The sequence below is a fragment of the Phenylobacterium montanum genome (genome assembly GCF_018135625.1).
GTDB classification, from domain to species: domain Bacteria; phylum Pseudomonadota; class Alphaproteobacteria; order Caulobacterales; family Caulobacteraceae; genus Poindextera; species Poindextera montana.
The window spans coordinates 4,516,276-4,539,781 of the sequence record NZ_CP073078.1; the positions used below are offsets into that span (position 1 = coordinate 4,516,276).

Consider the following 23,506-nt stretch of genomic DNA (forward strand, 5'->3'; position numbering starts at 1 on the left):
CGGGGATAATCAACCTTGACAGAAGTCCTGAACGACCAGAACATAAATAGAACATTTTGGGGGTGGGGCGATGCGCGCCGGTATCAAGTTCGGCTCAAGGTGGCTTATTGCCACCCGGTTAGCGTCCGCCGTGGCTGTCCTGCTCCTCTCGCTCTTCGCGCCATCGCTGGCGCAGGCCGAGAAGGTCCCGCTGTCGCCGGACGCCTTCACCGCAGCGCTCGCAGAGCGGTTTCGGGCGGCGCTGCCGCGGGGCAAGGTCGAGATTGCCGGGGCGCTCACACTGAAGGTCGATGCGGCCGCTGGTCCTGGGACCGCTTACCTCGACCGCATCTATCAGGCTTGTCAGCAGGACCAAGGCGCCTGCGATGGTCTCGTCGACGATTTCGTCGCCAAGATGGCTGCCTATCAAAACACGCCGCCGGCGCCGCTGAGCCGGTCCCAATTGCGCGTGGTCGTGCGGCCTTCAGACTACGTAGAGGCCTACCGGCAGGCGATGGCCGGAAAATTCGAGTTGGTCGCCGCGCCCCTGGTCGGCGATCTCTGGCTTGTCGGCGCAGCCGACGAACCCACCACCATCGACATGCTCAATTCCAAAATGGCCACGCTGCTGAAGCTCTCGCCAGACGAAGCGATCGCGCTGGGTGAAAAGAACATGCGCGATTCCGTCCGCCGTCAGGTCGAGGGCGTCACGCGGCAGCCTGTTGGCGGCTTCGCTGTACTTTCAGGCGACGCCTATGCTTCGAGCGCACTGGCTTTTCCCGACCTGTTCGCACCGCTCGCGGCGAGAGCGAGCGGTGACCTGCTGGTCGCCGCGCCGGCCGCAGACACGCTTGTCCTTCTGGCGGGTGGCGGAGATAGTGGACCTAAGGACCTCGCCAAGGTGGCCAAGGCCGGCGTGGCCTCAGCGGAGCGGCCGATCTCCGCCGCCGTGTTCCGCTGGAGCGACAAGGGCTGGGTCGAGGTCCTGGTCCCGGCCAGGCGCAGTCGGCGCGAGGCCGCCGCGTCCGGCCAATGACGCGCCCTCAAACGCCCCCGATCCGCGCCTCGTAGCTCTGATACCCGCCCTCGACGGCCGGGATGATGTCGACCACCTGGTAGTAGGGCGCGTTGAAGAAGGGCGTGTCGCGCAGGGCCTCGACCAGGTCGCTGTAGGCCTCGGCGTCCTCGGTCTCGAACACGGCGATGTCGGTGCAGCGGCCGCTAAAGGCTTCGGCGTCGTAGTAGCGCATGGAGACGGCCGGATAGCGGGCGAGGATCGGGGCGATCACGCCTTCGGTGAACTCGCGCCGTTCGCGGCGGGTCTTGGCCAGCCAGACGGGCTGGCTGTTCAGCAGCATGAAGAAGGTCAGTTTCATAGCGGGCTCCTTTGCGCCTTGGACTTGCTGGACTTTCCCGCATAATGTGAGCAAATATTCGCATAATTTGGACTCGCGTTCCCCATGACCGCCCAGGCCATCCTGACCCCTCGAAAAACGCCGGCTCAGGGCCGCTCGCGGGCGATGGTGGAGACCATCGTCGAGGCGGCGGCTCGCGTTCTGGAAGAGGCGGGGGCGGCCGGGTTCAACACCAATGCGGTGGCGGCGCGGGCGGGAGTGTCGGTGGGGTCGCTCTACCAGTATTTCCCCGGCAAGCAGGCCCTGGTGGCCGAGCTCAGCCGGCGCGGGGCCGAGACGCTGCTGGCCGATCTGGCCGCCGCCGTCGAGGCGGCCGAGGCGGCGCCGGAAGGATCGCTGCGCGAGGATGTCCGGCGGCTGGCGCAGGCGGCGATCGCCTGGCAATGCCGCCGCCCGGCGCTGGAGAGAGCCTTGGACCAGATGGAAGCGGGGCTGGACCTGCCTACCGACGCCCGGGGGACCGCCAGCCAGATCCAGGCCCTGATCGTGCGCCTGATCGGCCGCCGGCTGCCGGGCCTCGCGCCGGACGCGCTGAGCGTCGCCGCCGCCGACTCGCTGGCGCTGGCGCGAGCGCTGATCGACCAGGCCGTGGCGCGTGGGGACGCCCACGAACCGGCCTTCGAAGCCCGGCTGACAGGCGCCCTCTGCGGCTATCTGAGCGTGGTCGCCGCAGTGTGACCGCAATCAACTCGAAACGGGGCCGGGGCTTGCAAAAGATCAATCAAACCGGCGCATAAAATTGCGGGGGCGGCCGGCTTCCTTTAGGTAGGGCGAAGGTCGCTTCCGTTCAGTCAGTCCAGGGGGAAACGCGCAGCCGATGTCGCCGGGTCTGGGCATTCGAGGACCGCGCAGCCTGTTGCGGCAGATCCGCGAGGCCATGGCTGGCGGCGGGCCGATCCAGGCGCGGCTGGACATGGCCGTGCGCATCATCGCCGGCTCGATGGTGGCCGAGGTCTGCTCCCTTTACCTGCGCCGCGGCACGGGCGATTTCGAGCTGTTCGCCACCGAGGGCCTGAGCCCCGAAGCCGTGCACGTCACCCGCCTGCAGCCCGGCGAGGGCCTGGTGGGCGAGATCGTGCGCCTGGGCCATCCGCTGGCTCTTTCGGACGCGCCCAGCCACCCGGCCTTCTCCTACCGGCCGGAAACCGGGGAAGATCCCTATCACGCCTTCCTCGGCGTGCCGCTTTTGCGTGGCGGGCGGACCATTGGCGTCCTGGTGGTGCAGAACCGCACCGAGCGGGTCTATTCCGAGGACGAGGTCGAGGATCTGCAGATCATCGCCATGGTGCTGGCCGAGATGGTGGCCGGCGGCGAGCTGGCGACCCAGGGCGGCTTCAAGGACGTCGAGATCGCGCCGCACCGGCCCGAGCGGCTGAAGGGCGTGCGCTTCGCCGAGGGACTGGCCTTCGGCACCGCAGTGATGCACGAGGCGCCGGTGGCGCCCGAGCAGCTGCTGTCCGACGACCCGGCGGCGGAGGAGGCGCGGCTGACCACGGCCACCACCGCCCTGCAGGCCCAGATCGACAAGCTGCTGGAAAGCCCGCACGGCCTGGCCGGCGCCAGTTTCGAGGTCTTGGAAACCTACCGCATGTTCGCCCACGACCGGGGCTGGAACCGCTCGCTGATGGAGGCGGTGCGGTCGGGCCTGACGGCGGAGGCGGCGGTGGAGCGGGTGCGGTCCGAGCATAGGGCCCGCCTGGGCCAGGCGCGCGACCCTTATCTGCGCGAAAGATTGCACGACCTTGAGGACCTGAACGACCGCCTGCTGCGCCACCTGGCCGCCGGGGCCGACGGGGCCCAGGCGCGCGAACTGCCGCCGGACGCCATCCTGGTGGCCCGCAACCTCGGCCCCGCCGACATTCTCGAATACGACCGCGGCAAGCTGAAGGGCATCCTTCTGGAGGAGGGCTCGGTCGCGAGCCACGCCGGCATCGTCGCCCGGGCGCTGGAAATCCCCTGCGTCGGCCGCCTGGAGGGCCTGCGCGACCACGTCAGCCAGGGCGACAAGGTGATCGTCGACGCCGAGAGCGGGGAGGCGTTCCTCCGGCCCCGGCCGGACGTGGTCAACGCGCTGAACGCGCGACTGACCGTGCGCGCTCAGCGGGCGGCCGAGTTCGCCCGCCTGCGAGACACCCCGGCCTTCACCCGCGACGGGGCCAAGATCAACCTGCTGATGAACGCGGGCTTGGCGGTGGACCTGGACATCCTGAAGGAGACCGGGGCGGAGGGCATCGGCCTGTTCCGCACCGAGTTCCAGTTCATGGTCGCCGAGGAGCTGCCGCGCTTCACCGCCCAGGCCAAGCTCTACGAGCAGGTGCTGGACGTGGCCGACGGTCAGCCGGTGACCTTCCGCACCCTCGACCTCGGCGGCGACAAGGTGCTGCCCTACATGGAGGCCGAGCGCGAGGACAATCCGGCGCTGGGTTGGCGGGCGATCCGCATGGGCCTCGACCGGCCGGCCCTGCTGCGCCTGCAGCTCAGGGCCCTGATCGCCGCGGCGCGCGGGCGCGAATTGCGGGTGATGTTCCCGTTGGTGGCGAGCGTGGACGAGTTCCGGGCGGCCAGGTCCCTGGTGGAGACGGAGGTCGCCTGGGCCGTGCGCCGCGGGCGCCCGGCGCCGGCCAATCTGCGCGTCGGGGCGATGATCGAGGCCCCGTCCCTGGTGTGGCACTTGGACGCGCTTCTGCCGATGACCGACTTCGTCTCGATCGGCACCAACGATCTGATGCAGTACATGTTCGCCGCCGACCGTGGCAATCCGCGGGTCGCCGATCGCTACGACCCCCTCTCGCCGCCGGCGCTCCGCGCCCTGTCGGCCATCCAGCAGGCCTGCGCCGACAGCGGAACCCCGGTTTCCGTGTGCGGCGAGATGGCCGGCCGGCCCTTGGAGGCCTTTGTGTTGATCGCCCTCGGCTATGACGCCCTCTCCATGCCCCCGGGCGGCATCGGTCCGGTCAAGCGCATGGTGCTGTCCTGCGATCGCGAGGCGGCCCAGCGCGGCGTCTTGAGCCTGCTCAAAGGAACTGCCGGAACCGTGCGCAGCGAGGTCGAGACTCTGGCGCGAAAACTGTCAGTGGCGATCTAGAAACTTCTGTGACGCTTGAACCGTTTGATTGACCAGAAATTTTATAGAGGTTACAAATTCTTAGGACTTTGTTGAGTGACCTGGCCGCAAGCTTGGCGCCATAGCGGGACGAGGATGAACGTAGCCATGCCGTTGGATACGGGCGCGGTTACAGGCGATTTGAATCTTTCCTGGGGGGATCATCCGGATTTGACGGCCGCGTCGCCAGGACTTGGCGACGGCCCGAATCTGGGAGCCGCCCTGAAAGCCGTGCGCGAATATCGCGGCATCGATCTGGATCGACTGGCGCTCGCCACCCGCATCCGCCGCCAATACTTGCAGGCGGTCGAGGAGATGCGCCTCGACCAGCTCCCCTCCCGTCCTTTCGCCATCGGCTATGTCCGCGCCTATGCCTCGGCGCTCGATCTCGATCCCGATCAGGCCGTGCTGCGCTTCCGTCGTGACGCGCCGGAAAAGGACGAACCCCTGCGCGCGCCGGTCGGCGTGACCCGCGAACGCGATCCCCGCCTGGTGCTGGTTGGCGTCTCCTGCGCCATCGTCATCGGTGGTGTGCTGCTGTGGAACATCGCCCAGCGCGCCATGATGGCCGAGGCGCCGCCCCCGCCCACCGTGGCGGACGCCGGCGCCCTGCCGCCGCCGCCGGTCAACAATGGGACCCCGGTCGCCATCGGCGCGCCGACGCCGCCGCCTCAGGAGGCCACCACTCCCAAGCCCTATGTCACGCCCGGGCTGGAGCAGCAGCTTTCCGCGTCCAACGACACCGCCGCCAGCGCCGCGGGCGAGGTGACCGACGCCCAGGCCGCCGCGGCGGGGCTCGAGACAGCCGCGCCTGCGGGCACGCCCTTCATGGCCAAGGGCGAGGTGTTCGGCGCGCCGCCGAGCGAGGCCGCGGTCATCCTGCAGGCGCGCAAGGCTTCGGCCCTGACCATTCAGGGCGCCGACGGCACGGTCTATTTCGCGCGCCTGCTGGCGCCCGGCCAGGCCTACCGCGCCCCGCTGATCAAGGGCCTGACCGTCGTCGCCCCGCAGCCGGACGACTTCGACCTCTATGTCGGCGGCCTGCTCAAGGGCCCCCTGACAGCCGGCAAGGCCCAGGCCACCACCCTGGCCGAATAGGCGCAATCTCGCAAAAATTTCGCCACGCTCTTGGGTGAAAAGCCCGAACCGCTTAACTTGGGGCCATCATGACCGCACAAGACCATCAGCATGTGCGCCCCTGGCGCATGATCGAACGCCGCAAAAGCCGCAAGATTCGTGTCGGCAATGTCGAGGTGGGCGGCGATGCGCCGATCACCGTCCAGTCGATGACCAACACGGTCACCGCCGACGCGGCCGCCACCATCGACCAGATCCGCCAGCTGGAGGAGGCCGGGGCCGATATCGTCCGCGTCTCCTGCCCGGACGAGGAATCGACCGCGGCGTTCAAGACCATCGCCAAGGCGGCCAAGGTGCCGCTCGTGGCCGACATCCACTTCCACTACAAGCGCGGGATCGAGGCGGCCCAGGCGGGCGCGGCCTGCCTGCGCATCAATCCCGGCAACATCGGCTCGGCCGCCCGGGTCAAGGAAGTGGTCCAGGCGGCCCGCGACCACGGCTGTTCCATGCGCATCGGCGTCAACGCCGGCTCGCTCGAACGTGAGCTCTTGGAGCGCTACGGCGAGCCCTGCCCGGAGGCCATGGTCGAGAGCGCGCTGAACCACGCCAAAATCCTCCAGGACCACGACTTCCACGAGTTCAAGATCAGCGTGAAGGCTTCGGACCCGTTCCTGACCGTGGCCGCCTACCAGCAGCTGGCCGAGGCCATCGACTGCCCGCTGCACCTGGGCGTGACCGAGGCGGGGCCCTTGCGCGCCGGCACCATCAAGTCCTCGATCGGCCTGGGCTCGATGCTGTGGGCCGGCATCGGCGACACCATCCGCGTCTCCCTGGCCGCCGATCCGGTCGAGGAAATCAAGGTCGGCTTCGATATCCTCAAGTCGCTGGGCCTGCGCCACCGCGGGGTCAACATCATCGCCTGCCCGTCCTGCGCGCGTCAGGGTTTCAACGTGATCAAGACGGTGGAGACCCTGGAAGAGCGCCTCGCGCACATCTCGACGCCGATGTCGCTGTCGATCATCGGCTGCGTGGTCAACGGCCCCGGCGAGGCCCTGTTCACCGACATCGGCTTCACCGGCGGCGGCAAGGGCGCGGGCATGGTCTATCGGGCCGGCAAGCCGGACCACAAGATGGACAACGACAAGATGGTCGAACACATCGTCGAGCTGGTCGAGGCCAAGGCCGCCGAGCTTGAAGCGGCCAAGGCGGAAAACTTGCAAGCCGCAGAATAGTTGACGTTAGCGTCAGACTTGCGTCCAGGCTTTGAACACTGTTTAGATCGCGCCGCTCGCAACCGGCCGGCACAATAAGGAGGACCCCATGTCCGTCGACGGCACCTGGAATGTTACGGTCAATTCGCCGATGGGCCCGCAGCCCAGCACCCTGACGATCAAGGCCGAAGGCGGTGCGCTGACGGGCACCCAGAGCGCTCAGGGCAACTCCCAGCCGATCGCCAACGGCAAGGTGGACGGCAACAACGTCAGCTGGTCCAACTCGATCACCACCCCGTTCCCGATGACCCTGGAATTCTCCGGCGCGGTCGACGGCGACAAGATCAGCGGCAGCGTCAAGGCCGGCGCCTTCGGCTCGTTCCCCTTCTCGGGCAGCCGCGCCTAAGCCTGGCTACAGTTTAGCGGAATTCGGGGCGGCGTCCGCAAGCGGGCGCCGCCCTTTTCGTTGGGGCGAGAGCCTAGATGTGCACGCCCCCCGCGACCTCGATCCGCTGGGCGTTGACCCAGCCGAACTCGTCCGACAGCAGCCCGGCGATCACCGGCCCGACATCCTCCGGAAGGCCGACGCGGCCCAGGGCGGTGATGTCGGCGACCATCTTGTTGACCGCCGGAATATCGCGAACCATGCCGCCGCTGAAGTCGGTGGCGATGGGGCCCGGGGCCACGACATTGACGGCGATCCGCCGGGGGGCCAGCTCCACCGCCATGTAGCGGGTCAGGGCCTCGACCCCCGCCTTGATCGCGCCATAGCCGATACGGTTCGGCATGGCGAAGCGCGCCAGGCCCGAGGAGATGTTCACGATGCGGCCGCCGTCGTTCATCAGCGGCAAGAGCTTCTGGGTCAGGAACAGCACGCCCTTGAAGTGGACCTCGTAGAGCGCGTCCATCTCCGCCTCGGTGATCGACTCCAGGTTGGCGCTCGACGAGGTGCCGGCGTTGTTGACCAGGTAGTCGAAGCGCTCGGCGCTGAATGCCGTGAGCGCCTGCTTCACCTCGTCGGCGAAACCGGCGAAGGCGCCGGACTTTCCAACGTCGAGCTGCAGCGCCACCGCCTGTGCGCCCGCCTCGGCCGCGAGCCCGATCACCCGCTCAGCTTCCGCACGGTTCGTATTGTAGGTGAAAATCGTACGAACCCCCCGCTTGGCGAGGCTGAGCACCGCGCTGCGGCCGATGCCCCGGCCGCCGCCGGTGACGATCGCGATCTTACTCTCGGACATGGCGTATCTTTCTGTTGACTTGGTGCGCCTCTGACAGCGCGGTTTACGGCCCACTATGGCGGGCCGGGGCACGGAGGGGGATGCCGGATCCCCTCTCTTTCTTGCCTAATCCTGTCTGTCCGATATCCTCGCCACCACCTCGACGAGGGCGGCGACATGATGGACCGGTTGGCTGAAGCGCTGCTGCGCTACACGGACAGACACCCTGGCGCTAGCCCGCTCGCGACCCCGATCGACGGGCTCGTGATCATGCGTTCGGACCATCCGAAGCCGCCGAACCACATGCTCTCACGCCCGGCCATTTGCATCGTGGCCCAGGGCGCCAAGTGGGGGACGTTCGGCGACAACCGCCTGGAGTACAGGGCCGGGCAGGCGCTGGTGATCGGCGTTGAGACGCCCTCTGTCGGCCGGGTGGTCGAGGCAAGCCCCGGAGAGCCTTGCCTGGTCCTCGCCGTCGAGCTGGACCTCGCCATCATGCGGAGCGTCGCCGATGGGCTGGAGGCGCCGCCCAAAGCGGCCGGCGAGCCGAACCGCGGCGTCTTCGTCACGGACTTCCAGGGGCCGCTGGCCGACTGCGCCCTTCGCCTCGTCCACTTGCTCGAAAAGCCCGAGGCGATATCGACCCTCTACCCCGGCGTCATGCGCGAGATCTGCTATTGGCTGCTGACCGGGCCTCACGGCGGGGACTTGGCCCGGCTGGCCCTGAGGAACAGCCCGTCGCAGCGGGTCATCGGCGCCCTGCACGATCTGCGGCGCCGCTTCCGCGAGACGGTGCGGATCGAGGAGCTGGCCGAGGCCGCGCATATGAGCGCCTCGGCTTTCCACCGCCAGTTCAAGGCGCTGACCTCGCTCACGCCCCTGCAGTACCAGAAGCAGCTGCGCCTTCTGGAAGCCCGCCGCCTGATGGTCGCGCGGGGGTTCAACGCCGAATCCGCCGCCTTCGAGGTTGGCTACGAGAGCCCCTCGCAATTCAGCCGCGAATACGCCCGCATGTTCGGCGCCTCGCCGAGGCGGGACCTTAGGCGCCTGCAGGCCATGCCTGACCGCCTGGGCGAGGTTGGAGTAGATCCGATAGCGCTGGGCGCAGCGTAGAACACCCCAGCGTGGTGGAGTTCATACCCCTATACGCTCCCGGCTTTTCATTCGGAGCCGTTGGCCGGACCTTCGCGGGCGCAGCCTGAACGGGAGTATTGAGCATGCGAGTGTTTGTAACCGGGGCCACGGGCTATATCGGCTCGGCCGTGATCGACGAACTGGTGAGCGCGGGCCACAGCGTGCTGGGCGTGGCGCGGACCGACGAGGGCGCCAAGGCGCTGGCGGAAAGGGGCGTCGATGTTCAGCGCGGCGACCTCACCCAGCCTGAGACCCTGGCGGCCGGGGCGCGGGCCTGCGACGCCGTCGCCCACACCGCCTTCATCCACGACTTTTCCCGCTTTGCCGAGAACGCGGAGATCGAACGCGTGGCCGTGCAGGCGATGCTGGATGTGCTCGAAGGCTCGGGCAAGCCGCTGGTGATCAGCTCAGGCGTCCTGCTGACGCCCAAGAGCGGCGAGGCGCTGATGGAGACCGACGTGGGCCCGGATTTCGGCCGCACCGCCACGGAGAACATGGTGATCGCCGCAGCCGAGCGCGGGGTGCGCACCGCCGCGATCCGCCTGGCGCCGACCGTGCACAGCAAGGACGACCGGGGCTTTACGCCGATCCTGATCGACGCCGCCCGCCGGACTGGCGTTGCGGCCTATATCGGCGAGGGCGCCAACCGCTGGCCGGCGGTGCATCGCCTGGACGCGGCGCGCCTCTATCGCCTGGCGCTGGAGAAGGGCTCGCCCGGCGCCCGCTACCACGCCGTGGGCGACGAAGCCGTGCCGACCCGGGAGATCGCCGGCGCCATCGGCCGCCATCTCGGTCTGCCGGTGGTGAGCATCCCCGCCGAGAAGGCCGGCGACCAGTTCGGCTTCCTCGCCATGTTCTTTGGCCTCGACGCGCCGGCCAGGGCCGACCGGACCCGGGCCGAGTTGGGCTGGGCACCCCGCGAGCCGGGCCTTCTCGCCGGCCTCGCCACTGACGCCTATTATCAGAGCGGCAGCAAGTACTGAGGGGCGCTTACAGGGTTTGGCATTTGCCGCAGGCGGCGCTAGAGGAGGCGCCTTCCGTATCGAACCACCGTCAAAGCGCCGTCCTTGCAACTCCCCCAGGCCCGTCTGCAGCAGGTTCTCGAACGCTTCCAGGAAGTGGAGGCGCGGATGGGCGCGTCCACGGACGGCGGCGAGATCGTCAAGCTGTCCAAGGAGCATGCCGAGTTGCGCCCCGTGGTCGACGCCGTGCAGGCGCTGGAGCGCGCCCGCGGCGAGGCGCCCGAGCTGGAGGCAATGGCCCGGGCCGACGACGCCGAGATGGCCGCCCTGGCCCGCGACGAGCTGGAAGCGCTGAAGGAGCGCCTGCCGGATCTGGAGCGCAGCGTGGCGCTCTTGCTCGCCCCCAAGGACAAGGACGAGAACGCTTCGGCCATCCTGGAAGTGCGCGCCGGCACCGGCGGCGACGAGGCGGCCCTGTTCGCCGGCGACCTGTTCCGCATGTACCAGCGCTACGCCCAGCTGCACGGCTGGCGGGTCGAGGTCGACAGCGTCTCGGAGGGCGAGGTCGGCGGCTACAAGGAAATCATCGCCTCGATCACCGGCGAGGGGGTGTTCGGCCGGCTGAAGTTCGAAAGCGGCGTGCACCGGGTGCAGCGCGTGCCCGAGACCGAGGCCGGCGGGCGCATCCACACCTCGGCCGCCACGGTGGCTGTGCTGCCCGAAGTCGAAGACGTCGAGATCGAGATCAACGACGCCGACCTGCGCATCGACACCTACCGCTCCTCCGGCGCCGGCGGCCAGCACGTCAACAAGACCGACTCGGCCGTGCGCATCACCCACCTGCCCACCGGCATCGTGGTGACGAGTTCGGAGAAGTCGCAGCACCAGAACCGCGCCCGAGCGCTGAAGGTGCTGAAGGCGCGCCTGTACGAACAGCAGCGCGAGGCCCTGGACACCGCCCGCGCCTCGGCGCGCAAGAGCCAGGTCGGCTCCGGCGACCGCTCCGAGCGCATCCGCACCTACAACTTCCCGCAAGGCCGGGTCACCGACCACCGCATCAACCTGACCCTCTACAACCTGCCCAAGGTGCTTGAGGGCGAGGCCCTGGACGATGTCATCAACCCCCTGATCGCCGAGGACCAGGCCGAACGCCTGGCGACGCTGGAGGAGGGGTTCTGAGACGACCTGCCGAATAGGGCGTGAAATTCTTGCGGGCGGCGCCCGCCTGGGTCTAGTCAGGGAGCATGGCTGGGCGGATTCAATCCCTGTGGCGTCATCCGGTGAAAGGCTTCACCCCTGAGCGGGTCGAGAGCGCGACCCTGACCGTGGGCGGCTTTTTTCCCTGCGACCGCATCTATGCCGTCGAGGATGGGCCGTCGGGGTTCGATCCGGCGGCGCCGCGCTTCATCTCCAAGCAGAAATTCACCGTGCTGGCCAAGATCGCCGCGGTCGCCCGGGCGCGCACGGCCTATGACGAGGCCTCGGGCGAGATTCTTGTGCGCGCCGAGGGGCGGCCGGACTTGGCCGCCCGGCTGACCGATCCGGCGGGGCGCGAGGCCTTCGCCGGATGGCTGGCGGCGTTTCTGGACGGCGAGGCCAGCGGGCCTTTGAAGGTGGTGCAGGCGCCAGGCCATCGCTTCACCGACCATCCCCAGGGCCACGTCTCGATCATCAACCTTGCCAGCGTGCGCGACCTGGAGGCGCGGATCGGCCGGCCGTTGGATCCCCTGCGCTTTCGCGGCAACCTCTATGTCGATGGATGGCCCGCCTGGGCCGAGAACGGCTGGATCGGGCGAACCCTGAGCCTGGGCGAGGCGATGGCCGAGGTGTTCAAGCCGATCGTCCGCTGTGTGGCCACCCACGTGGACCCGGCCACGGGCGAGCGCGACATCGAGGTGGTGAAGGCGCTGCACGACAATTTCGGGCACCTGCTCTGCGGGATCTATGTTTCGGTGACCGGCGGCGGGCGGATCGCTGCGGGCGATGCGGCGGAGCCCGCTGCATGAGCCTGACCCTCGTCCAAGCCTGGACTTCGGCGCGCAAGCGGCTGGAGGCGGCGCACGTCGACAGCCCAGTGATCGACGCGCGCCTGCTGGTCGAGGCCGCGGCCGAGGCGACCCGGGTCGACATCATCGCCGATCCGCACCGCCTGCTCACCGGCGAGCAAGAGCAGGCGCTGGAGGCCTATGTGGCGCGCCGCGAGCGCCGCGAGCCGGTCAGCCATATCCTGGGGCGCAAGGGCTTCTGGAAAATCATGGTCGGGGTGACGCGCGACGTGCTGACGCCCCGCCCCGACACCGAGACCCTGGTCGATCTGGCGCTGAAGAGCTTCCCGGAAGGGCGGGTGTTCAACATGCTGGACCTGGGCGTGGGCTCGGGCGCCATCCTTCTGGCCATCCTGGCCGAACGACCGGGGGCCAAGGGGCTCGGCGTCGATGTTTCGGAAGAGGCCCTGGCCGTGGCGCGGGAAAACGCCGCCAATCTCGGCCTGGCGGGCCGGGTGGCCCTCTTGCGCGGCGACTGGACCCAGGGCCTGGCCGACGAGAGCTTCGACCTGGTGGTCTCCAACCCGCCCTATATCCCGACCCGGGATATCGAAGGGCTGCAGCCCGAGGTCAGCCGCTATGAGCCGCGCCTGGCTCTGGATGGCGGCCCGGACGGCCTGGACGCCTACCGCATCCTGGCTCCCGAGATCCTCCGGGTGGTCAAGCCCGGTGGCCGGTTCCTGGTCGAGATCGGCTTCGATCAGGCCGAGGCCGTCCAGGCCCTGTTCAAGGCGGCCGGCGCCGCGGAAATCGCCACCGTGCGGGATCTGGCCAACAAGGACCGCGTCGTCATGGGTGTGCGGCCTGCCTAAGAAACCCCTTGGAAAACGGTCCGCGACTCGCTAGATCAAGAGTGTTCCCACCCAAATCGCCGGGCGACTGGGGTCAGCTTTCGAAATCATCGAAGGCGTCTCAGCGGCGGATATGGCTGGCGCCGCCGACGCGGCGCGCTGACGACGGGAACTAGGACGACGCGTTCTCGAACAGGATCGATCCCGGGGCGGAAAGCCTCGATCCGACCACCTAGATCAGCCGCTTTCGAGGGTCCGCCCTCCGGCGCTGGTCAAGACCACTGGAAAACATGAGAGATTTCAAGGGTATGAAGCGGCAGCGTAGCCGCAATCGCAGCGGGGGCGGCGGCGGCAAGCCGCAGCACAACGCCAACCGCGCGTTCGAATCCAACGGTCCCGACGGCGTCAAGATCAGAGGCGCCGCCCAGCACGTTTACGAGAAATACCAGCAGCTGGCCCGCGACGCCCTGACCTCGGGCGACCGCATCCTGGCGGAAAGCTACCAGCAGCACGCCGAGCACTACTTCCGCGTCCTGCGCGCCATGCAGCCGCAGCGCCCGGCCAGCGACATCATCGGTCGCGACGCCTTCGCCGGGGGCTTCGACATCGATTTCGAGGACGAGGGCCAACAAGAGGCCGAGACCGCCGAAGCCGCTGAAGGCGAGGGCGAACAACGCCAGGAAGGCCGCAGCGATTGGCGCGGCGAGCGCCAGGACCGTCAGCGTGACGACCGTGGGCGCGACGACCGCCAGCGGGATGATCGTCCCCGCGACGAGAACCGGCGCGATCGCGACCGCGGCTTCAATCGCGACGACCGCAACCGCGAAGACCGCTATCGGGACGATCGTCCTCGCGACGACCGCCCGCGCGAAGATCGCTCACGTGACGATCGTCAGCGTGATGACCGGCCCCGTGACGACCGACCCCGCGACGAGAACCGCCGCGACCGCTTCCGGGATCGTGACCGCGACCGCGATCGTGGCGAGCGGGACCGCGACGACCGCCCGCCGCGTGAGGAGCGCTCGTCCGAGCGCCGCTTCGAGCGGGTCGATCCGATGGCCGTCGTCGAGCCCCAGGCTCTGCCGCTGACCGCTCCGGCCGAGCCCGCGCCGTCCTCGCCGATGCTCCGTTCGGAAGACGGCGGCGTCAGCCACGCGCCGGCCTTCCTGCAGGCTCGCAGCGAGCCCAAGGCGGCCGCAGACGCCAAGGCGCCAGACGCCGAAGAGACCGCTGAGACCAAACCGGCCCGCGCGCCGCGCCGCCGCCGCGCGCCGCGCAACCTAGAAACCGCCGAAGGCGCCGGCCCCACCGCTGGCGAGACCGAGGACGCCTAAGATCCAAAGCGCCCGCTCCCGCCATCGCGCCAGAGCGGGCGCTTCTATGGCTTTTCCGACACAGGCTGAACTGCGGCCGGCCTGAAAATCAGGCAAGCGCGGCCATGGGCCTTGCCTTGATCGCTGCGCTGCAGCATCTAGGCCGCCGCTGCGCGGGGCGCGCGGCGAATTGATCCGACTTCGCCCCATTCTCCCGATGCGGAACCGCTCCACCGGTCCGGCCGATCAGGCCCGACCCGCGGCGGCTCGGTCGGGATATTTGACGAAGGGGCTCGGGGCATTGGCCAGCGAAGGGCGCGGCGAGCGGCGTGTGTTTCACGCCCTGGACGGGATGCGTGGCGTCGCGGCCCTGTTCGTGGCCATGCGCCACACCGCTTTTTTCCACAAGCTGGGAATCCCCGGCGGCTACATGGCCGTCGACCTGTTCTTCGTGCTGTCGGGCTTCGTCATCGCCCACGCCTACGAGCGGCGGTTCCAGGAGGGCCTATCCGCCGGCCGGTTCCTGGCGCTCCGCTATGTGCGCCTGTGGCCGGTCTACGCCCTGGGCGCGGTGATCGGGCTTTTGGCCGCCTTGCTGCACGCCCTGCCGGGCCGCGACAATCTGAGCGCCGCCCAGGTGGCGCAGACCGCGCCCTACGCCCTGGCCATGCTGCCGGGGCCGCATATCCGCCAGATGCTGTATCCGGTCAATTCGGTGGCCTGGTCCCTGGCGCTGGAGTTGACCGTCAACGCCGTCTACGCCCTCTGCTGGCGGCCGCTGCGCCGGCCGCTGGTGCTGGCGGTCAGCCTTGCGGTCTCGGCCGCGGCCCTGGTGGCGGCGGTGGCCTGGTTCGGCAAGCTGGACATCGGCTTTCTCTGGCGCGACTGGATCGGCGGCCTGCCCCGGGTGGCGTTTTCCTTCACCGCCGGGCTTGCGATCTATCAGCTCTATCGCCGCCGCGGCCTCGCGTTGAAGGCGCCGGCCTGGGCGCTGCTGGCGCCCCTGCCTGTGCTGTTCTGCCTGCCGCTGGGCGAGACCGTCTATCCGCTCGTTTGCGTGCTCCTCATATTCCCGGCCCTGGTCTTCGCCATCGCCTCGGCGCCCGAGCCCGGCGCCCGACAGGCGCGCCTTTTCGCGCTGCTGGGCGCAGCCTCCTATCCGCTCTACGCCCTGCACAAGCCGCTGGGCGAACTGGTGGTGCTGGGCCTGCGCCATATTGCGCCGCAGATGGTCGACAGGACGCCGCTGATGACCGGCGTTCCCTATCTGGTGCTGCTGCTGGCCGTCTCGCTGCTGGTCGAGCGCTGGTTCGACCAGCCGGTGCGCCGGGCGCTCAATGGCGGGATCGGCCGGGTCAGCAGGGTGCTGCGCCGCTGGGCCGGCATCAGGCTATGGCCGCTGGCTCCGGACAAGAGCGAGGACGCGATCGCCGAGCGCTAACGCTAAAGTTGTGGCGTGAGGGGCTGTATTAGCCCCTTGCAACCGTGGCTTGGATCGGCCCTTATCAGGCGACAGCCTGACAGGACGCCGCCATGAGCCGAGCCGCCAGCCGCCAAGTCCACCTGGTCCGCCGCCCCGAGGGGGTCCCCCAGCCCGACGATTTCGCCCTGGTCGAAGCGCCCCTGCCGGAGCTGGCCGAGGGCGAACTGCTGGTGGAAAACCTCTGGATGTCGGTCGATCCCTACATGCGGCCGCGCATGACGGCAGGGTTTGAGCTGGGCGAGGCGCTCAGCGGTGGCGCGATCGGCCGGGTGGTCAGCTCGCGCCATGCGGTGTTTCGCGAAGGCGACCTGGTCAGGAGCGGGCTCGGCTTCCGCGACCGCTTCGTCAGCGACGGGCGCGGCCTGCAGACGCTGAAGCCTGATCCCGACCTGCCGCTGTCGGTCTATCTGCACGCCCTGGGCGGGACCGGCTTCACCGCCTATGGCGGGCTCCTGGAGATCGGCAAGCTGAAGGATGGCGAGCAGGTGTTCGTCTCCACGGCGGCCGGGGCGGTCGGTTCGGTGGCGGCGCAGATCGCCAAGTTGAAAGGCTGCTACGTGGTGGGCAGCACCGGCTCGGACGACAAGTGCGACTGGCTGGTCAATCAGGCCGGGATCGATGTCGCCATCAATTACAAGACGCACCCGATCCGCCAGGCCGTGGCGTCGGCGACCCCGCGGGGCATCGACGTCTATTTCGACAACGTCGGCGGCGAGCACCTGGATGCGGCGCTGAGGCGGATGAACATGCTGGGCCGCATCGCGGTCTGCGGCATGATCTCGGGCTACAACGGCGGCGGCGCGCCGGTCAGCGAGCTGGCCAACATCATCTATGGCCGCGTCACCCTGCGCGGCTTCGTCGCCGCCGACTTCATGGGCGCGCACGAGCGGTTCCTGGCGGAGATGACCGGTTGGCTGAAGTCGGGCCGGATCAAGTACCAGGAAACTGTCGTGGACGGGCTGGACCAGGCGCCCGGGGCGCTGATCGGCCTCTTCAGCGGGGCCAACAGCGGCAAGATGCTGGTCCGGCTGGCGAAGTGAACGCTGCAGGCTCCTGACGCGTCCTGTCAGGAGGCTCGGGCTAAACGTTCTCTTCGCATTGATGAGACTGCCTGTGATCCAAAGCCGATTGTTTCTCGCCTCCGTCGCCGCAAGCCTCAGCTTCGCGTTCGTCGCACCCGCGGCGGCAGATCCCCTCCCGCCTGACCTCGCCGAAGCGGCCAGGGGCTATGACCAGGCGCAGATGAGCAGCGACGCCGGCGCACTCGGGAGATGGCTGGCCGATGACTACGTGCTCGTGAACGGCGGCGGCCAGGTCTTCACCAAGGCCCAGTTCATCGCCGATTCGACCGCGCCCGGCTTCAGCCTCAAGCCCTATGTGGTGGAGAATGCGATCAACAAGGTCTGGGCCGACGCGGCGGTGCTCGCGGGCGAGGTCTCGCTCGAAGGCGCCGACCACGGCCAGCCCTTTAAGACCCGTTTCCGGTTTGCCGACGTCTGGCGCAAGACCGGCGATCGCTGGCAGGTGGTGTTCACCGAGGTGACGCGATTGACGGCGCCGAAGCAGCCATAGGCGCGAGCGCGCGGCGCGGCCGCAGCCAGGGCAGCCTCAACTTCGGCCAGGCGAAGCGCGGTTTGGCCGGCGGGAGGCAGCCCTCGAGCAGCGACACCAGGGTTTCCGGCGGGCCGTCATTGAGGAAATGGTTGGCGCCCTCCTCGCGGTGGAAGCGCATGGCCAGGCCGGGGGTCTCGGCCAGCAGGCGTTCGACCGCCTCGATCGGGGCGAAATCGTCCTTGTCGCCGTGGATCACGTGCACTGGCGCACGCAGCCGGGGCAGGGCGCGGCGCATATGAGCCAATTGGGCGGTGTGACCGGTGACCTCGATCACCGCATGGCGCAGGTCGCGCGGGATCACGCCCGAGAAGCGCTCGCCGACGTCCACAAGCCAGCGCGAGGTGGGGCCAAATTCGCCGAGGAAGCTCGACAGAAGGACCAGGCTAGAAACCTTGCGCGGGTGCTCGGCCGCCATCAGGGTCGCGATCGCCGCGCCATAGGATTGGCCCACCAGCAGCACCTTCTGTCCCGGCGCGGCCTCTAGCAGCGGGGCCATAGCGGCGGCCTGGATACGGATGTCGGGCACGCAGGTTTGCGGCTCGCTCAGGGCGAAGCCGGGCCGGTCGACCACCACCATGTGCCTGTCCTCAGGCAGGGCGGCCAGCACCGGCGCCCAGTATTCCGCCCAGGACGGCGCCCCGGTGATCACCACGATCTTCCAGGGTGTCGGCGCCTGGCGCGGGGTCTCCAGGGCCGAGAGGGTCCAGCCGAGGCCGCCGCCGGCGCGCACCTGGATGCGGCGCACCACCGTGTCCGGATAGTCGTTGGCGGTCGGGGCGTGCTCGCTGCGCCCGAGGGCTGCGGATTCGAAGGCCGCCCAGCCGACGCCGATCACGCCCTTAGGTCTGCGGTCGCGTAGTTTCCGGGGTTGGTCGCTGAGCATGGACAGCCTCGTTTTGATCCGCCTCAAGGCCGCAACGCATGGCTCGGGCCAGAGTTCAGGAGATCGGAATCCTCGCCCCTCGGGCCAAGCGCCCGCTGTGGCGGGGGCGACTTGTGTTGCCGCAATGCCACACCTACATCAGGCCTCGGGCTGACCGTGCTTGTTGAAGGCGGATGGCTCAATTCGCCGCCCAGAGGGGAGCTTATGAACATCGATCTCTATTCCGACCGCGCCAAGCAGGCGATCCAGTCGGCCCAATCGCTGGCGCTCGCGCGCCGCCACCAGCAACTCGCGCCCGAGCACCTGCTCAAGGTGCTTCTGGAAGAGAAGGACGGCCTGGCCCGCGCCCTGATTCAGAGCGCCGGGGGCCGGCCCGACGCCGTCGACCAGGCCGTCGAGGCGTTGCTGGCCAAGATGCCCAAGGTGGAGGGCGGCTCGGGCCAGCTCTACATGAACCCCAACAGCGCGCGGGTGTTCGCCACCGCCGAGGCCGACGCCAAGGCCGCCGGCGACGCCTTCGTCACCACCGAGCGCCTGTTGATCGCCACCGCCAAGGACGGAGGCGAGGCCGCCGATGCGATCAAGAAGGCCGGCGCCACGCCTAAGGGCCTGGAAGAGGCCGCGACCGCCCTGCGCAAGGGCCGCACCGCCGACAGCGCGGGCGCCGAGGACAGCTACGACGCCCTCAAGCGCTACGCCCGCGACCTGACCCAGGCCGCCCGCGACCAGAAGCTCGACCCGGTGATCGGCCGCGACGAAGAAATCCGCCGCACCATCCAGGTGCTGTCCCGCCGGACCAAGAACAACCCGGTGCTGATCGGCGAGCCCGGCGTCGGCAAGACCGCCATCGTCGAGGGCCTGGCCCTGCGCATCGTCAACGGCGACGTGCCCGAAAGCCTGAAGGACAAGAAGCTGCTGGCCCTCGACATGGGCGCCCTGATCGCCGGCGCGAAATACCGCGGGGAGTTCGAGGAGCGGCTGAAGGCGGTGCTGAACGAGACCACTGCCGCCGAGGGCTCGATCATCCTGTTCATCGACGAGATGCACACCCTCGTGGGGGCCGGCAAGACCGACGGGGCCATGGACGCCTCCAACCTCCTCAAGCCCGCCTTGGCGCGCGGCGAGCTGCACTGCGTCGGCGCCACCACGCTGGACGAGTACCGCAAGCACGTGGAGAAGGACGCCGCCCTGGCGCGGCGCTTCCAGCCGGTGTTCGTCAGCGAACCGACGGTCGAGGACACCATCTCGATCCTGCGCGGCCTGAAGGAGAAGTACGAGCTGCACCATGGAGTGCGGATCTCGGACAGCGCCATCGTCGCCGCCGCCACCCTGTCCAATCGCTACATCGCTGACCGCTTCCTGCCGGACAAGGCCATCGACCTGGTGGACGAGGCCTCCAGCCGCGTGCGCATGGCCATCGACTCCAAGCCCGAAGAGCTGGACGAGATCGACCGGCGCGTCGTGCAGTTGAAGATCGAGCGCGAGGCTCTGTCGAAGGAGAAGGACGAGGCCTCCCGCCAGCGGCTGGAGAAGCTCGAAGACGAGCTGGACGACCTGGAAGGCCAGTCCGCCGAGATGACCGCCCGCTGGAAGGCGGAAAAGGCCAAGGTCTCCACCGCCGCCCAGTCCCGCGAGGCCCTGGACCGGCTGCGCGCCGAGCTGGAGCAGGCTCAGCGCCGCGGCGACCTGCAGCGCGCCTCGGAAATCCTCTATGGCGAGATCCCGGTGCTGGAAAAGCGCCTGACCGAGGAGGAGGGCGAGAGCGCCGATTCCATGACGCCCGAGGTGGTCGACGCCGAGCAGATCGCTGCGGTGGTCTCCCGCTGGACCGGGGTGCCGGTGGATAAGATGCTGGAGGGCGAGCGCGAAAAACTCTTGCGCATGGAAGACCAGCTGCGCCTGCGCGTGGTCGGTCAGGAGGACGCCCTGGTCGCGGTTTCGGACGCGGTGCGGCGGGCTCGCGCCGGCCTGCAGGACCCGAACAAGCCGATCGGCTCGTTCCTGTTCTTAGGGCCCACCGGTGTCGGCAAGACCGAGCTGACCAAGGCCCTGGCCGAGTTCCTGTTCTCAGACGAGGCTGCGATCACCCGGATGGACATGTCGGAATACATGGAAAAGCATTCGGTCAGCCGTCTGATCGGCGCGCCTCCCGGCTATGTCGGCTATGACGAGGGCGGCGCCCTGACCGAGGCCGTGCGCCGTCGCCCCTACCAGGTGGTGCTGTTCGACGAGGTCGAGAAGGCGCATCCGGACGTGTTCAACGTGCTGCTGCAGGTGCTGGACGACGGTCGCCTGACTGACGGTCAGGGCCGCACGGTCGACTTCAAGAACACCCTGATCATCATGACCTCGAACCTGGGTTCGGAATACCTGGCGCAGCAGGCGGCGGGGCCCGAGAGCGACCTGGAAAGCGTCGAGGCGGTGCGGCCCCTGGTGATGGACGTGGTGCGCAAGCACTTCCGGCCCGAATTCCTGAACCGGATCGACGAGATCATCCTCTTCAAGCGGCTCGGCCGCGGCGAGATGGACTCGATCGTCACCATCCAGCTCAAGCGGGTCGAGAAGCTCCTGGCCGATCGCCGCCTGAGCCTCGACATTGATGCGGCCGGCCTGCACTGGCTGGCCGAGCGCGGGTACGATCCGATCTATGGCGCCCGTCCCCTGAAGCGGGTGATCCAGAAGGAGTTGGTCGACGTCATGGCCAGAAAGCTCCTCGCCGGCGAACTCGCCGACGGCAGCGTGATCCACGTCACCGGCGGCGAGCACGGCCTGGAGATCGGCAAGCCCATGGTGCACTGATCCATAGCGACGTTTGACAAGCCCGCCCCTGCCGCCGACTGTTCCGATCCGGGATCGATCAGCGGCAGGGGACAGGTCATGGCCGGGGTTCGCAATGTCGCCGTGGTGGTCGGCAGCCTGCGCAAGGGCTCGTTCAACCGCATGGCGGCGGGCGCCCTGGCCGAGCTTGCGCCGTCGAGCTTGCGCCTTTCCATCATCGAGATCGGGCAGCTGCCGCTCTATGACCAGGACGAGGACGCGGAACCGCCGGCGGCCTGGACCGCCTTCCGCGCCCAGATCAAGGCGGCCGATGCGGTGCTGTTCGTAACCCCCGAGTACAACCGCTCGGTCCCGGGCGTCTTGAAGAACGCCATCGACGTGGGCTCGCGTCCCTACGGCCAGAGCGCCTGGGCCGGCAAGCCGGCGGCGGTGATGAGCGTCTCGCCCGGCGCCGTCGGCGGTTTCGGCGCCAACCATCACCTGCGCCAGTCGCTGGTGTTCCTGGACATGCCGGTGCTGCAGCAGCCCGAGGCCTATGTCGGCGGGGCGGGGAACCTGTTCGACGAGGCCGGGAAGCTGAAGAACGAGGGCACGCAGAAGTTCTTCAAGAGCTTCATCGACGCCTTCGCGGCGTGGATCGAGCGGACGGCGCTGTAAAACCCTTCCCCTCTTTGTGGGGGAAGGAGGGGCCCGCGCCGGCCGATCGTCTGACTGAGGAGTCTTCAGTCGCGCGGCTATCGCCGCGCGTCCCCTCATCCTCCCACGGCTTCGCCGCGGTCCCCTCCTTCTCCCCCAGCGGGGAGAAGGCAAGTTCAGTCCACCCTCTTGCCCATCCTGATCAAAGGCACCGCCACTCCGCCGCGGTCGTCCTCGAAGGCCTGGATAGCCTCAAACCCGTAGGCTTCGTAGAGCGGCTTGCCTGAGAGGGTGGCGGCCAGTTCCAGCCGCCTGAAGCCCTCGGCCTTGGCCGCAGCTTCGCAGAGGGCCAGGATCAGCCGGCCGACGCCGCGCCGGGCGAAGGCGGGGCTGGTGTACATGGCTCGCACCCGCGCGGGCTCGGTCGCGGGGTCCAGCAGGCGAGGCTCGCGGCCCGGGGTGTGGTCGCCGCCATAGAGGGTGTCGCGTCGACTCCAGCCGCCGCAGCCGGCCAGCGCCCCATCCTGCTCGACCACGAAATAGGTGCCGTCGGCCACCAGCTGGCTGTCCAGGCCCATGATCATGCGGCTGGATTCGATCTGCTCGGGGCTCAGGAAACCCTTCTGCAGCTCGCCGATCGCCTCGGCCATCAGGGCCGACAGGGCCGGCAGGTCCTCCAGGGTGGCGATACGGTAGGTCAGCTCTGCGCTCATGCCTCGAATATGGCGGCCAAAGCGCCGCCCGCAAGAAAAAGACTTGGCCAAAGACTTGGCTCACCTTCCCCGAGGTCACCATTGCGCCGGGCGCGAGAGCGCGCAGGATGGGAGAAAAGCGATTTTCTGTAGGAGGATTTCAGATGGCCCTGCGCACCCGATTGACCGAACTCTTAGGCGTCCAGCACCCGATCATGCTGGCTGGCATGGGCGGGGTCTCCTTCGGCGAACTGGCCGCGGCGGTGACCAACGCCGGCGGCTATGGCGTGCTCGGCATGGCCGGACGCGACCCCGACTTCATCCGTGAGGAAATGCGCAAGGTCCGGCGCCTGACCAAGGGGCCGTTCGGCGTCGACCTGCTGGCCGCCAGCCCGGAATCCCTGACCGCTTCGGTGGACGTGATCATCGAGGAAGGCGCCTCGGCCTTCATCGCGGGCCTGGGCGTGCCCATGCCGATCATGCAGCGGCTGAAGGCGGCCGGGCTGAAGGTGATGGTGGTCTGCGGGGCGGTGAAGCACGCGGTCAAGGCCGAGCAGGCCGGCTGCGACGCCGTCATCTGCCAGGGCGGCGAGGGCGGCGGGCACACGGGTCTTGTCGGCACCATGCCCTTGGTGGCCCAGGCGGTGGAGGCGGTGAAGGTGCCTGTGGTGGCCGCCGGCGGCCTCTATGACGGCCGGGGCCTGGCGGCGTCCCTGGCGCTGGGCGCGACGGGGGTGTGGATGGGCACTCGCTTCATCGCCTCGACCGAGGCCCATGCGGGCGCGCTCTATCACGAGACCATTCTGGGCGCGTCGGACGAGGACACCATCCGGACCCGCTGCTATTCCGGCAAGCCGATGCGGGTGAAGAAGAACCCCTATGTCGACGATTGGGAGAGCCGTCCGGCCGACATCCAGCCCTTCCCCTACCAGGCCGGGATCTCGGTCCGCGCCGGGGTGATGGGCGGCATCGGCGGCCAGCTCGAGGGCCTGGACCCGGACAAGTCCTGCTTCGCCATGGGCCAGTCGGCGGGCGGGGTGCATGACGTGATGCCGGCCGGCGAGATCGTCCGCCGCATCATGGCCGAGGCCGAGGCGGCGATCGACCGGGTGGCGCAGGTGCGGGCGGAGGGGGCGACGGCCTGAACCTGCGCGCCGGGGCGTGGAGCCCCGC

General features: G+C 68.8%; 22 protein-coding genes. 18 read left to right on the forward strand and 4 right to left on the reverse strand.

Features of this window, described 5'->3' with window-relative positions; all coding sequences use genetic code 11:
• Positions 1-70 precede the first annotated feature (70 nt).
• Positions 71-1,015 (forward strand): DUF1444 domain-containing protein, encoded by a 945-nt coding sequence (locus KCG34_RS20590; protein WP_211937476.1) that lies wholly within the window; start codon positions 71-73, stop codon positions 1,013-1,015.
• Between the two features lie 7 nt (positions 1,016-1,022).
• On the opposite strand, the gene KCG34_RS20595 is transcribed toward KCG34_RS20590, so the two are convergent.
• The gene (locus KCG34_RS20595) at positions 1,023-1,355 is read right to left on the reverse strand and encodes a darcynin family protein (RefSeq protein WP_211937477.1); all 333 of its coding nucleotides are present in this window, start codon (positions 1,353-1,355) and stop codon (positions 1,023-1,025) included.
• Between the two features lie 84 nt (positions 1,356-1,439).
• Here KCG34_RS20595 and KCG34_RS20600 point away from each other — a divergent pair, with 84 nt between their 5' ends.
• From KCG34_RS20600 to KCG34_RS20620, 5 genes are all read left to right on the forward strand, one after another.
• The gene (locus tag KCG34_RS20600) at positions 1,440-2,072 is read left to right on the forward strand and encodes a TetR/AcrR family transcriptional regulator (protein ID WP_211937478.1); all 633 of its coding nucleotides are present in this window, start codon (positions 1,440-1,442) and stop codon (positions 2,070-2,072) included.
• 139 nt (positions 2,073-2,211) lie between these two features.
• On the forward strand, positions 2,212-4,479 hold the full coding sequence (gene ptsP / locus KCG34_RS20605) for a phosphoenolpyruvate--protein phosphotransferase (RefSeq protein WP_211937479.1): 2,268 nt from the start codon (positions 2,212-2,214) through the stop codon (positions 4,477-4,479).
• 249 nt (positions 4,480-4,728) lie between these two features.
• A complete protein-coding gene (locus KCG34_RS20610) occupies positions 4,729-5,595 on the forward strand; it encodes a helix-turn-helix domain-containing protein (RefSeq protein ID WP_211937480.1) in 867 nt (288 codons plus the stop codon).
• A gap of 68 nt (positions 5,596-5,663) precedes the next feature.
• Positions 5,664-6,806: a flavodoxin-dependent (E)-4-hydroxy-3-methylbut-2-enyl-diphosphate synthase gene (gene ispG / locus KCG34_RS20615; RefSeq protein ID WP_211937481.1), complete on the forward strand. Its 1,143-nt coding sequence runs from the start codon at positions 5,664-5,666 to the stop codon at positions 6,804-6,806.
• 88 nt (positions 6,807-6,894) lie between these two features.
• Positions 6,895-7,191: a hypothetical protein gene (locus KCG34_RS20620; protein ID WP_211937482.1), complete on the forward strand. Its 297-nt coding sequence runs from the start codon at positions 6,895-6,897 to the stop codon at positions 7,189-7,191.
• A gap of 73 nt (positions 7,192-7,264) precedes the next feature.
• Here the strand turns inward: KCG34_RS20620 and KCG34_RS20625 are convergent, their stop codons facing one another.
• On the reverse strand, positions 7,265-8,023 hold the full coding sequence (locus KCG34_RS20625) for an SDR family NAD(P)-dependent oxidoreductase (RefSeq protein ID WP_211937483.1): 759 nt from the start codon (positions 8,021-8,023) through the stop codon (positions 7,265-7,267).
• A 249-nt stretch (positions 8,024-8,272) separates the two neighbouring features.
• On the opposite strand from KCG34_RS20625, the gene KCG34_RS20630 reads away from it, so the two are divergent.
• From KCG34_RS20630 to KCG34_RS20670, 9 genes are all read left to right on the forward strand, one after another.
• Positions 8,273-9,115, forward strand: a complete 843-nt coding sequence (locus KCG34_RS20630; RefSeq protein ID WP_211937484.1) for an AraC family transcriptional regulator — start codon at positions 8,273-8,275, stop codon at positions 9,113-9,115.
• 104 nt (positions 9,116-9,219) lie between these two features.
• A complete protein-coding gene (locus tag KCG34_RS20635; protein ID WP_211937485.1) occupies positions 9,220-10,119 on the forward strand; it encodes an SDR family oxidoreductase in 900 nt (299 codons plus the stop codon).
• 84 nt (positions 10,120-10,203) lie between these two features.
• A complete protein-coding gene (prfA, locus tag KCG34_RS20640; protein WP_211937486.1) occupies positions 10,204-11,277 on the forward strand; it encodes a peptide chain release factor 1 in 1,074 nt (357 codons plus the stop codon).
• A gap of 65 nt (positions 11,278-11,342) precedes the next feature.
• Positions 11,343-12,104 (forward strand): MOSC domain-containing protein, encoded by a 762-nt coding sequence (locus KCG34_RS20645; RefSeq protein WP_211937487.1) that lies wholly within the window; start codon positions 11,343-11,345, stop codon positions 12,102-12,104.
• Positions 12,101-12,955, forward strand: a complete 855-nt coding sequence (gene prmC, locus KCG34_RS20650) for a peptide chain release factor N(5)-glutamine methyltransferase (protein WP_211937488.1) — start codon at positions 12,101-12,103, stop codon at positions 12,953-12,955. Before KCG34_RS20645 ends, prmC begins: the two co-directional genes overlap by 4 nt.
• A gap of 287 nt (positions 12,956-13,242) precedes the next feature.
• The gene (locus KCG34_RS20655) at positions 13,243-14,268 is read left to right on the forward strand and encodes a DUF4167 domain-containing protein (RefSeq protein WP_376788205.1); all 1,026 of its coding nucleotides are present in this window, start codon (positions 13,243-13,245) and stop codon (positions 14,266-14,268) included.
• 280 nt (positions 14,269-14,548) lie between these two features.
• Positions 14,549-15,688, forward strand: coding sequence for an acyltransferase family protein (locus KCG34_RS20660; protein ID WP_211937490.1), 1,140 nt, complete (start codon positions 14,549-14,551; stop codon positions 15,686-15,688).
• Between the two features lie 92 nt (positions 15,689-15,780).
• Positions 15,781-16,770, forward strand: a complete 990-nt coding sequence (locus KCG34_RS20665) for an NADP-dependent oxidoreductase (RefSeq protein WP_211937491.1) — start codon at positions 15,781-15,783, stop codon at positions 16,768-16,770.
• 73 nt (positions 16,771-16,843) lie between these two features.
• Positions 16,844-17,302: a nuclear transport factor 2 family protein gene (locus tag KCG34_RS20670; protein ID WP_249138098.1), complete on the forward strand. Its 459-nt coding sequence runs from the start codon at positions 16,844-16,846 to the stop codon at positions 17,300-17,302.
• Here KCG34_RS20670 and KCG34_RS20675 read toward each other — a convergent pair.
• A complete protein-coding gene (locus tag KCG34_RS20675; protein WP_211937493.1) occupies positions 17,262-18,227 on the reverse strand; it encodes an alpha/beta fold hydrolase in 966 nt (321 codons plus the stop codon). The genes KCG34_RS20670 and KCG34_RS20675 overlap by 41 nt on opposite strands.
• A 204-nt stretch (positions 18,228-18,431) precedes the next feature.
• Here KCG34_RS20675 and clpB point away from each other — a divergent pair, with 204 nt between their 5' ends.
• Positions 18,432-21,026: an ATP-dependent chaperone ClpB gene (gene clpB, locus KCG34_RS20680; protein ID WP_211937494.1), complete on the forward strand. Its 2,595-nt coding sequence runs from the start codon at positions 18,432-18,434 to the stop codon at positions 21,024-21,026.
• 78 nt (positions 21,027-21,104) lie between these two features.
• Positions 21,105-21,662 carry an NADPH-dependent FMN reductase gene (locus tag KCG34_RS20685; RefSeq protein WP_211937495.1) on the forward strand — a complete coding sequence of 186 codons (558 nt, stop codon included), beginning with the start codon at positions 21,105-21,107 and terminating at the stop codon, positions 21,660-21,662.
• Between the two features lie 155 nt (positions 21,663-21,817).
• On the opposite strand, the gene KCG34_RS20690 is transcribed toward KCG34_RS20685, so the two are convergent.
• Positions 21,818-22,354 carry a GNAT family N-acetyltransferase gene (locus KCG34_RS20690; RefSeq protein ID WP_211937496.1) on the reverse strand — a complete coding sequence of 179 codons (537 nt, stop codon included), beginning with the start codon at positions 22,352-22,354 and terminating at the stop codon, positions 21,818-21,820.
• A 143-nt stretch (positions 22,355-22,497) separates the two neighbouring features.
• Here KCG34_RS20690 and KCG34_RS20695 point away from each other — a divergent pair, with 143 nt between their 5' ends.
• Positions 22,498-23,478 carry an NAD(P)H-dependent flavin oxidoreductase gene (locus tag KCG34_RS20695; RefSeq protein ID WP_211937497.1) on the forward strand — a complete coding sequence of 327 codons (981 nt, stop codon included), beginning with the start codon at positions 22,498-22,500 and terminating at the stop codon, positions 23,476-23,478.
• The last annotated feature ends 28 nt before the right edge of the window (positions 23,479-23,506 follow it).

Excerpts from the sequence above, each read along its gene's own strand:
- ispG (WP_211937481.1), top strand. The coding sequence starts at position 5,664 with ATGACCGCACAAGACCATCAGCATGTGCGCCCCTGGCGCATGATCGAA.
- KCG34_RS20625 (WP_211937483.1), bottom strand. The coding sequence starts at position 8,023 with ATGTCCGAGAGTAAGATCGCGATCGTCACCGGCGGCGGCCGGGGCATC.
- KCG34_RS20635 (WP_211937485.1), top strand. The coding sequence starts at position 9,220 with ATGCGAGTGTTTGTAACCGGGGCCACGGGCTATATCGGCTCGGCCGTG.
- KCG34_RS20665 (WP_211937491.1), top strand. The coding sequence starts at position 15,781 with ATGAGCCGAGCCGCCAGCCGCCAAGTCCACCTGGTCCGCCGCCCCGAG.
- KCG34_RS20695 (WP_211937497.1), top strand. The coding sequence starts at position 22,498 with ATGGCCCTGCGCACCCGATTGACCGAACTCTTAGGCGTCCAGCACCCG.
- KCG34_RS20595 (WP_211937477.1), bottom strand. The coding sequence starts at position 1,355 with ATGAAACTGACCTTCTTCATGCTGCTGAACAGCCAGCCCGTCTGGCTG.
- KCG34_RS20690 (WP_211937496.1), bottom strand. The coding sequence starts at position 22,354 with ATGAGCGCAGAGCTGACCTACCGTATCGCCACCCTGGAGGACCTGCCG.
- ptsP (WP_211937479.1), top strand. The coding sequence starts at position 2,212 with ATGTCGCCGGGTCTGGGCATTCGAGGACCGCGCAGCCTGTTGCGGCAG.
- KCG34_RS20655 (WP_376788205.1), top strand. The coding sequence starts at position 13,243 with ATGAAGCGGCAGCGTAGCCGCAATCGCAGCGGGGGCGGCGGCGGCAAG.
- KCG34_RS20590 (WP_211937476.1), top strand. The coding sequence starts at position 71 with ATGCGCGCCGGTATCAAGTTCGGCTCAAGGTGGCTTATTGCCACCCGG.
- KCG34_RS20630 (WP_211937484.1), top strand. The coding sequence starts at position 8,273 with ATGCGTTCGGACCATCCGAAGCCGCCGAACCACATGCTCTCACGCCCG.
- KCG34_RS20685 (WP_211937495.1), top strand. The coding sequence starts at position 21,105 with ATGGCCGGGGTTCGCAATGTCGCCGTGGTGGTCGGCAGCCTGCGCAAG.
- KCG34_RS20675 (WP_211937493.1), bottom strand. The coding sequence starts at position 18,227 with ATGCTCAGCGACCAACCCCGGAAACTACGCGACCGCAGACCTAAGGGC.
- prmC (WP_211937488.1), top strand. The coding sequence starts at position 12,101 with ATGAGCCTGACCCTCGTCCAAGCCTGGACTTCGGCGCGCAAGCGGCTG.
- KCG34_RS20600 (WP_211937478.1), top strand. The coding sequence starts at position 1,440 with ATGACCGCCCAGGCCATCCTGACCCCTCGAAAAACGCCGGCTCAGGGC.
- KCG34_RS20620 (WP_211937482.1), top strand. The coding sequence starts at position 6,895 with ATGTCCGTCGACGGCACCTGGAATGTTACGGTCAATTCGCCGATGGGC.
- clpB (WP_211937494.1), top strand. The coding sequence starts at position 18,432 with ATGAACATCGATCTCTATTCCGACCGCGCCAAGCAGGCGATCCAGTCG.
- KCG34_RS20645 (WP_211937487.1), top strand. The coding sequence starts at position 11,343 with ATGGCTGGGCGGATTCAATCCCTGTGGCGTCATCCGGTGAAAGGCTTC.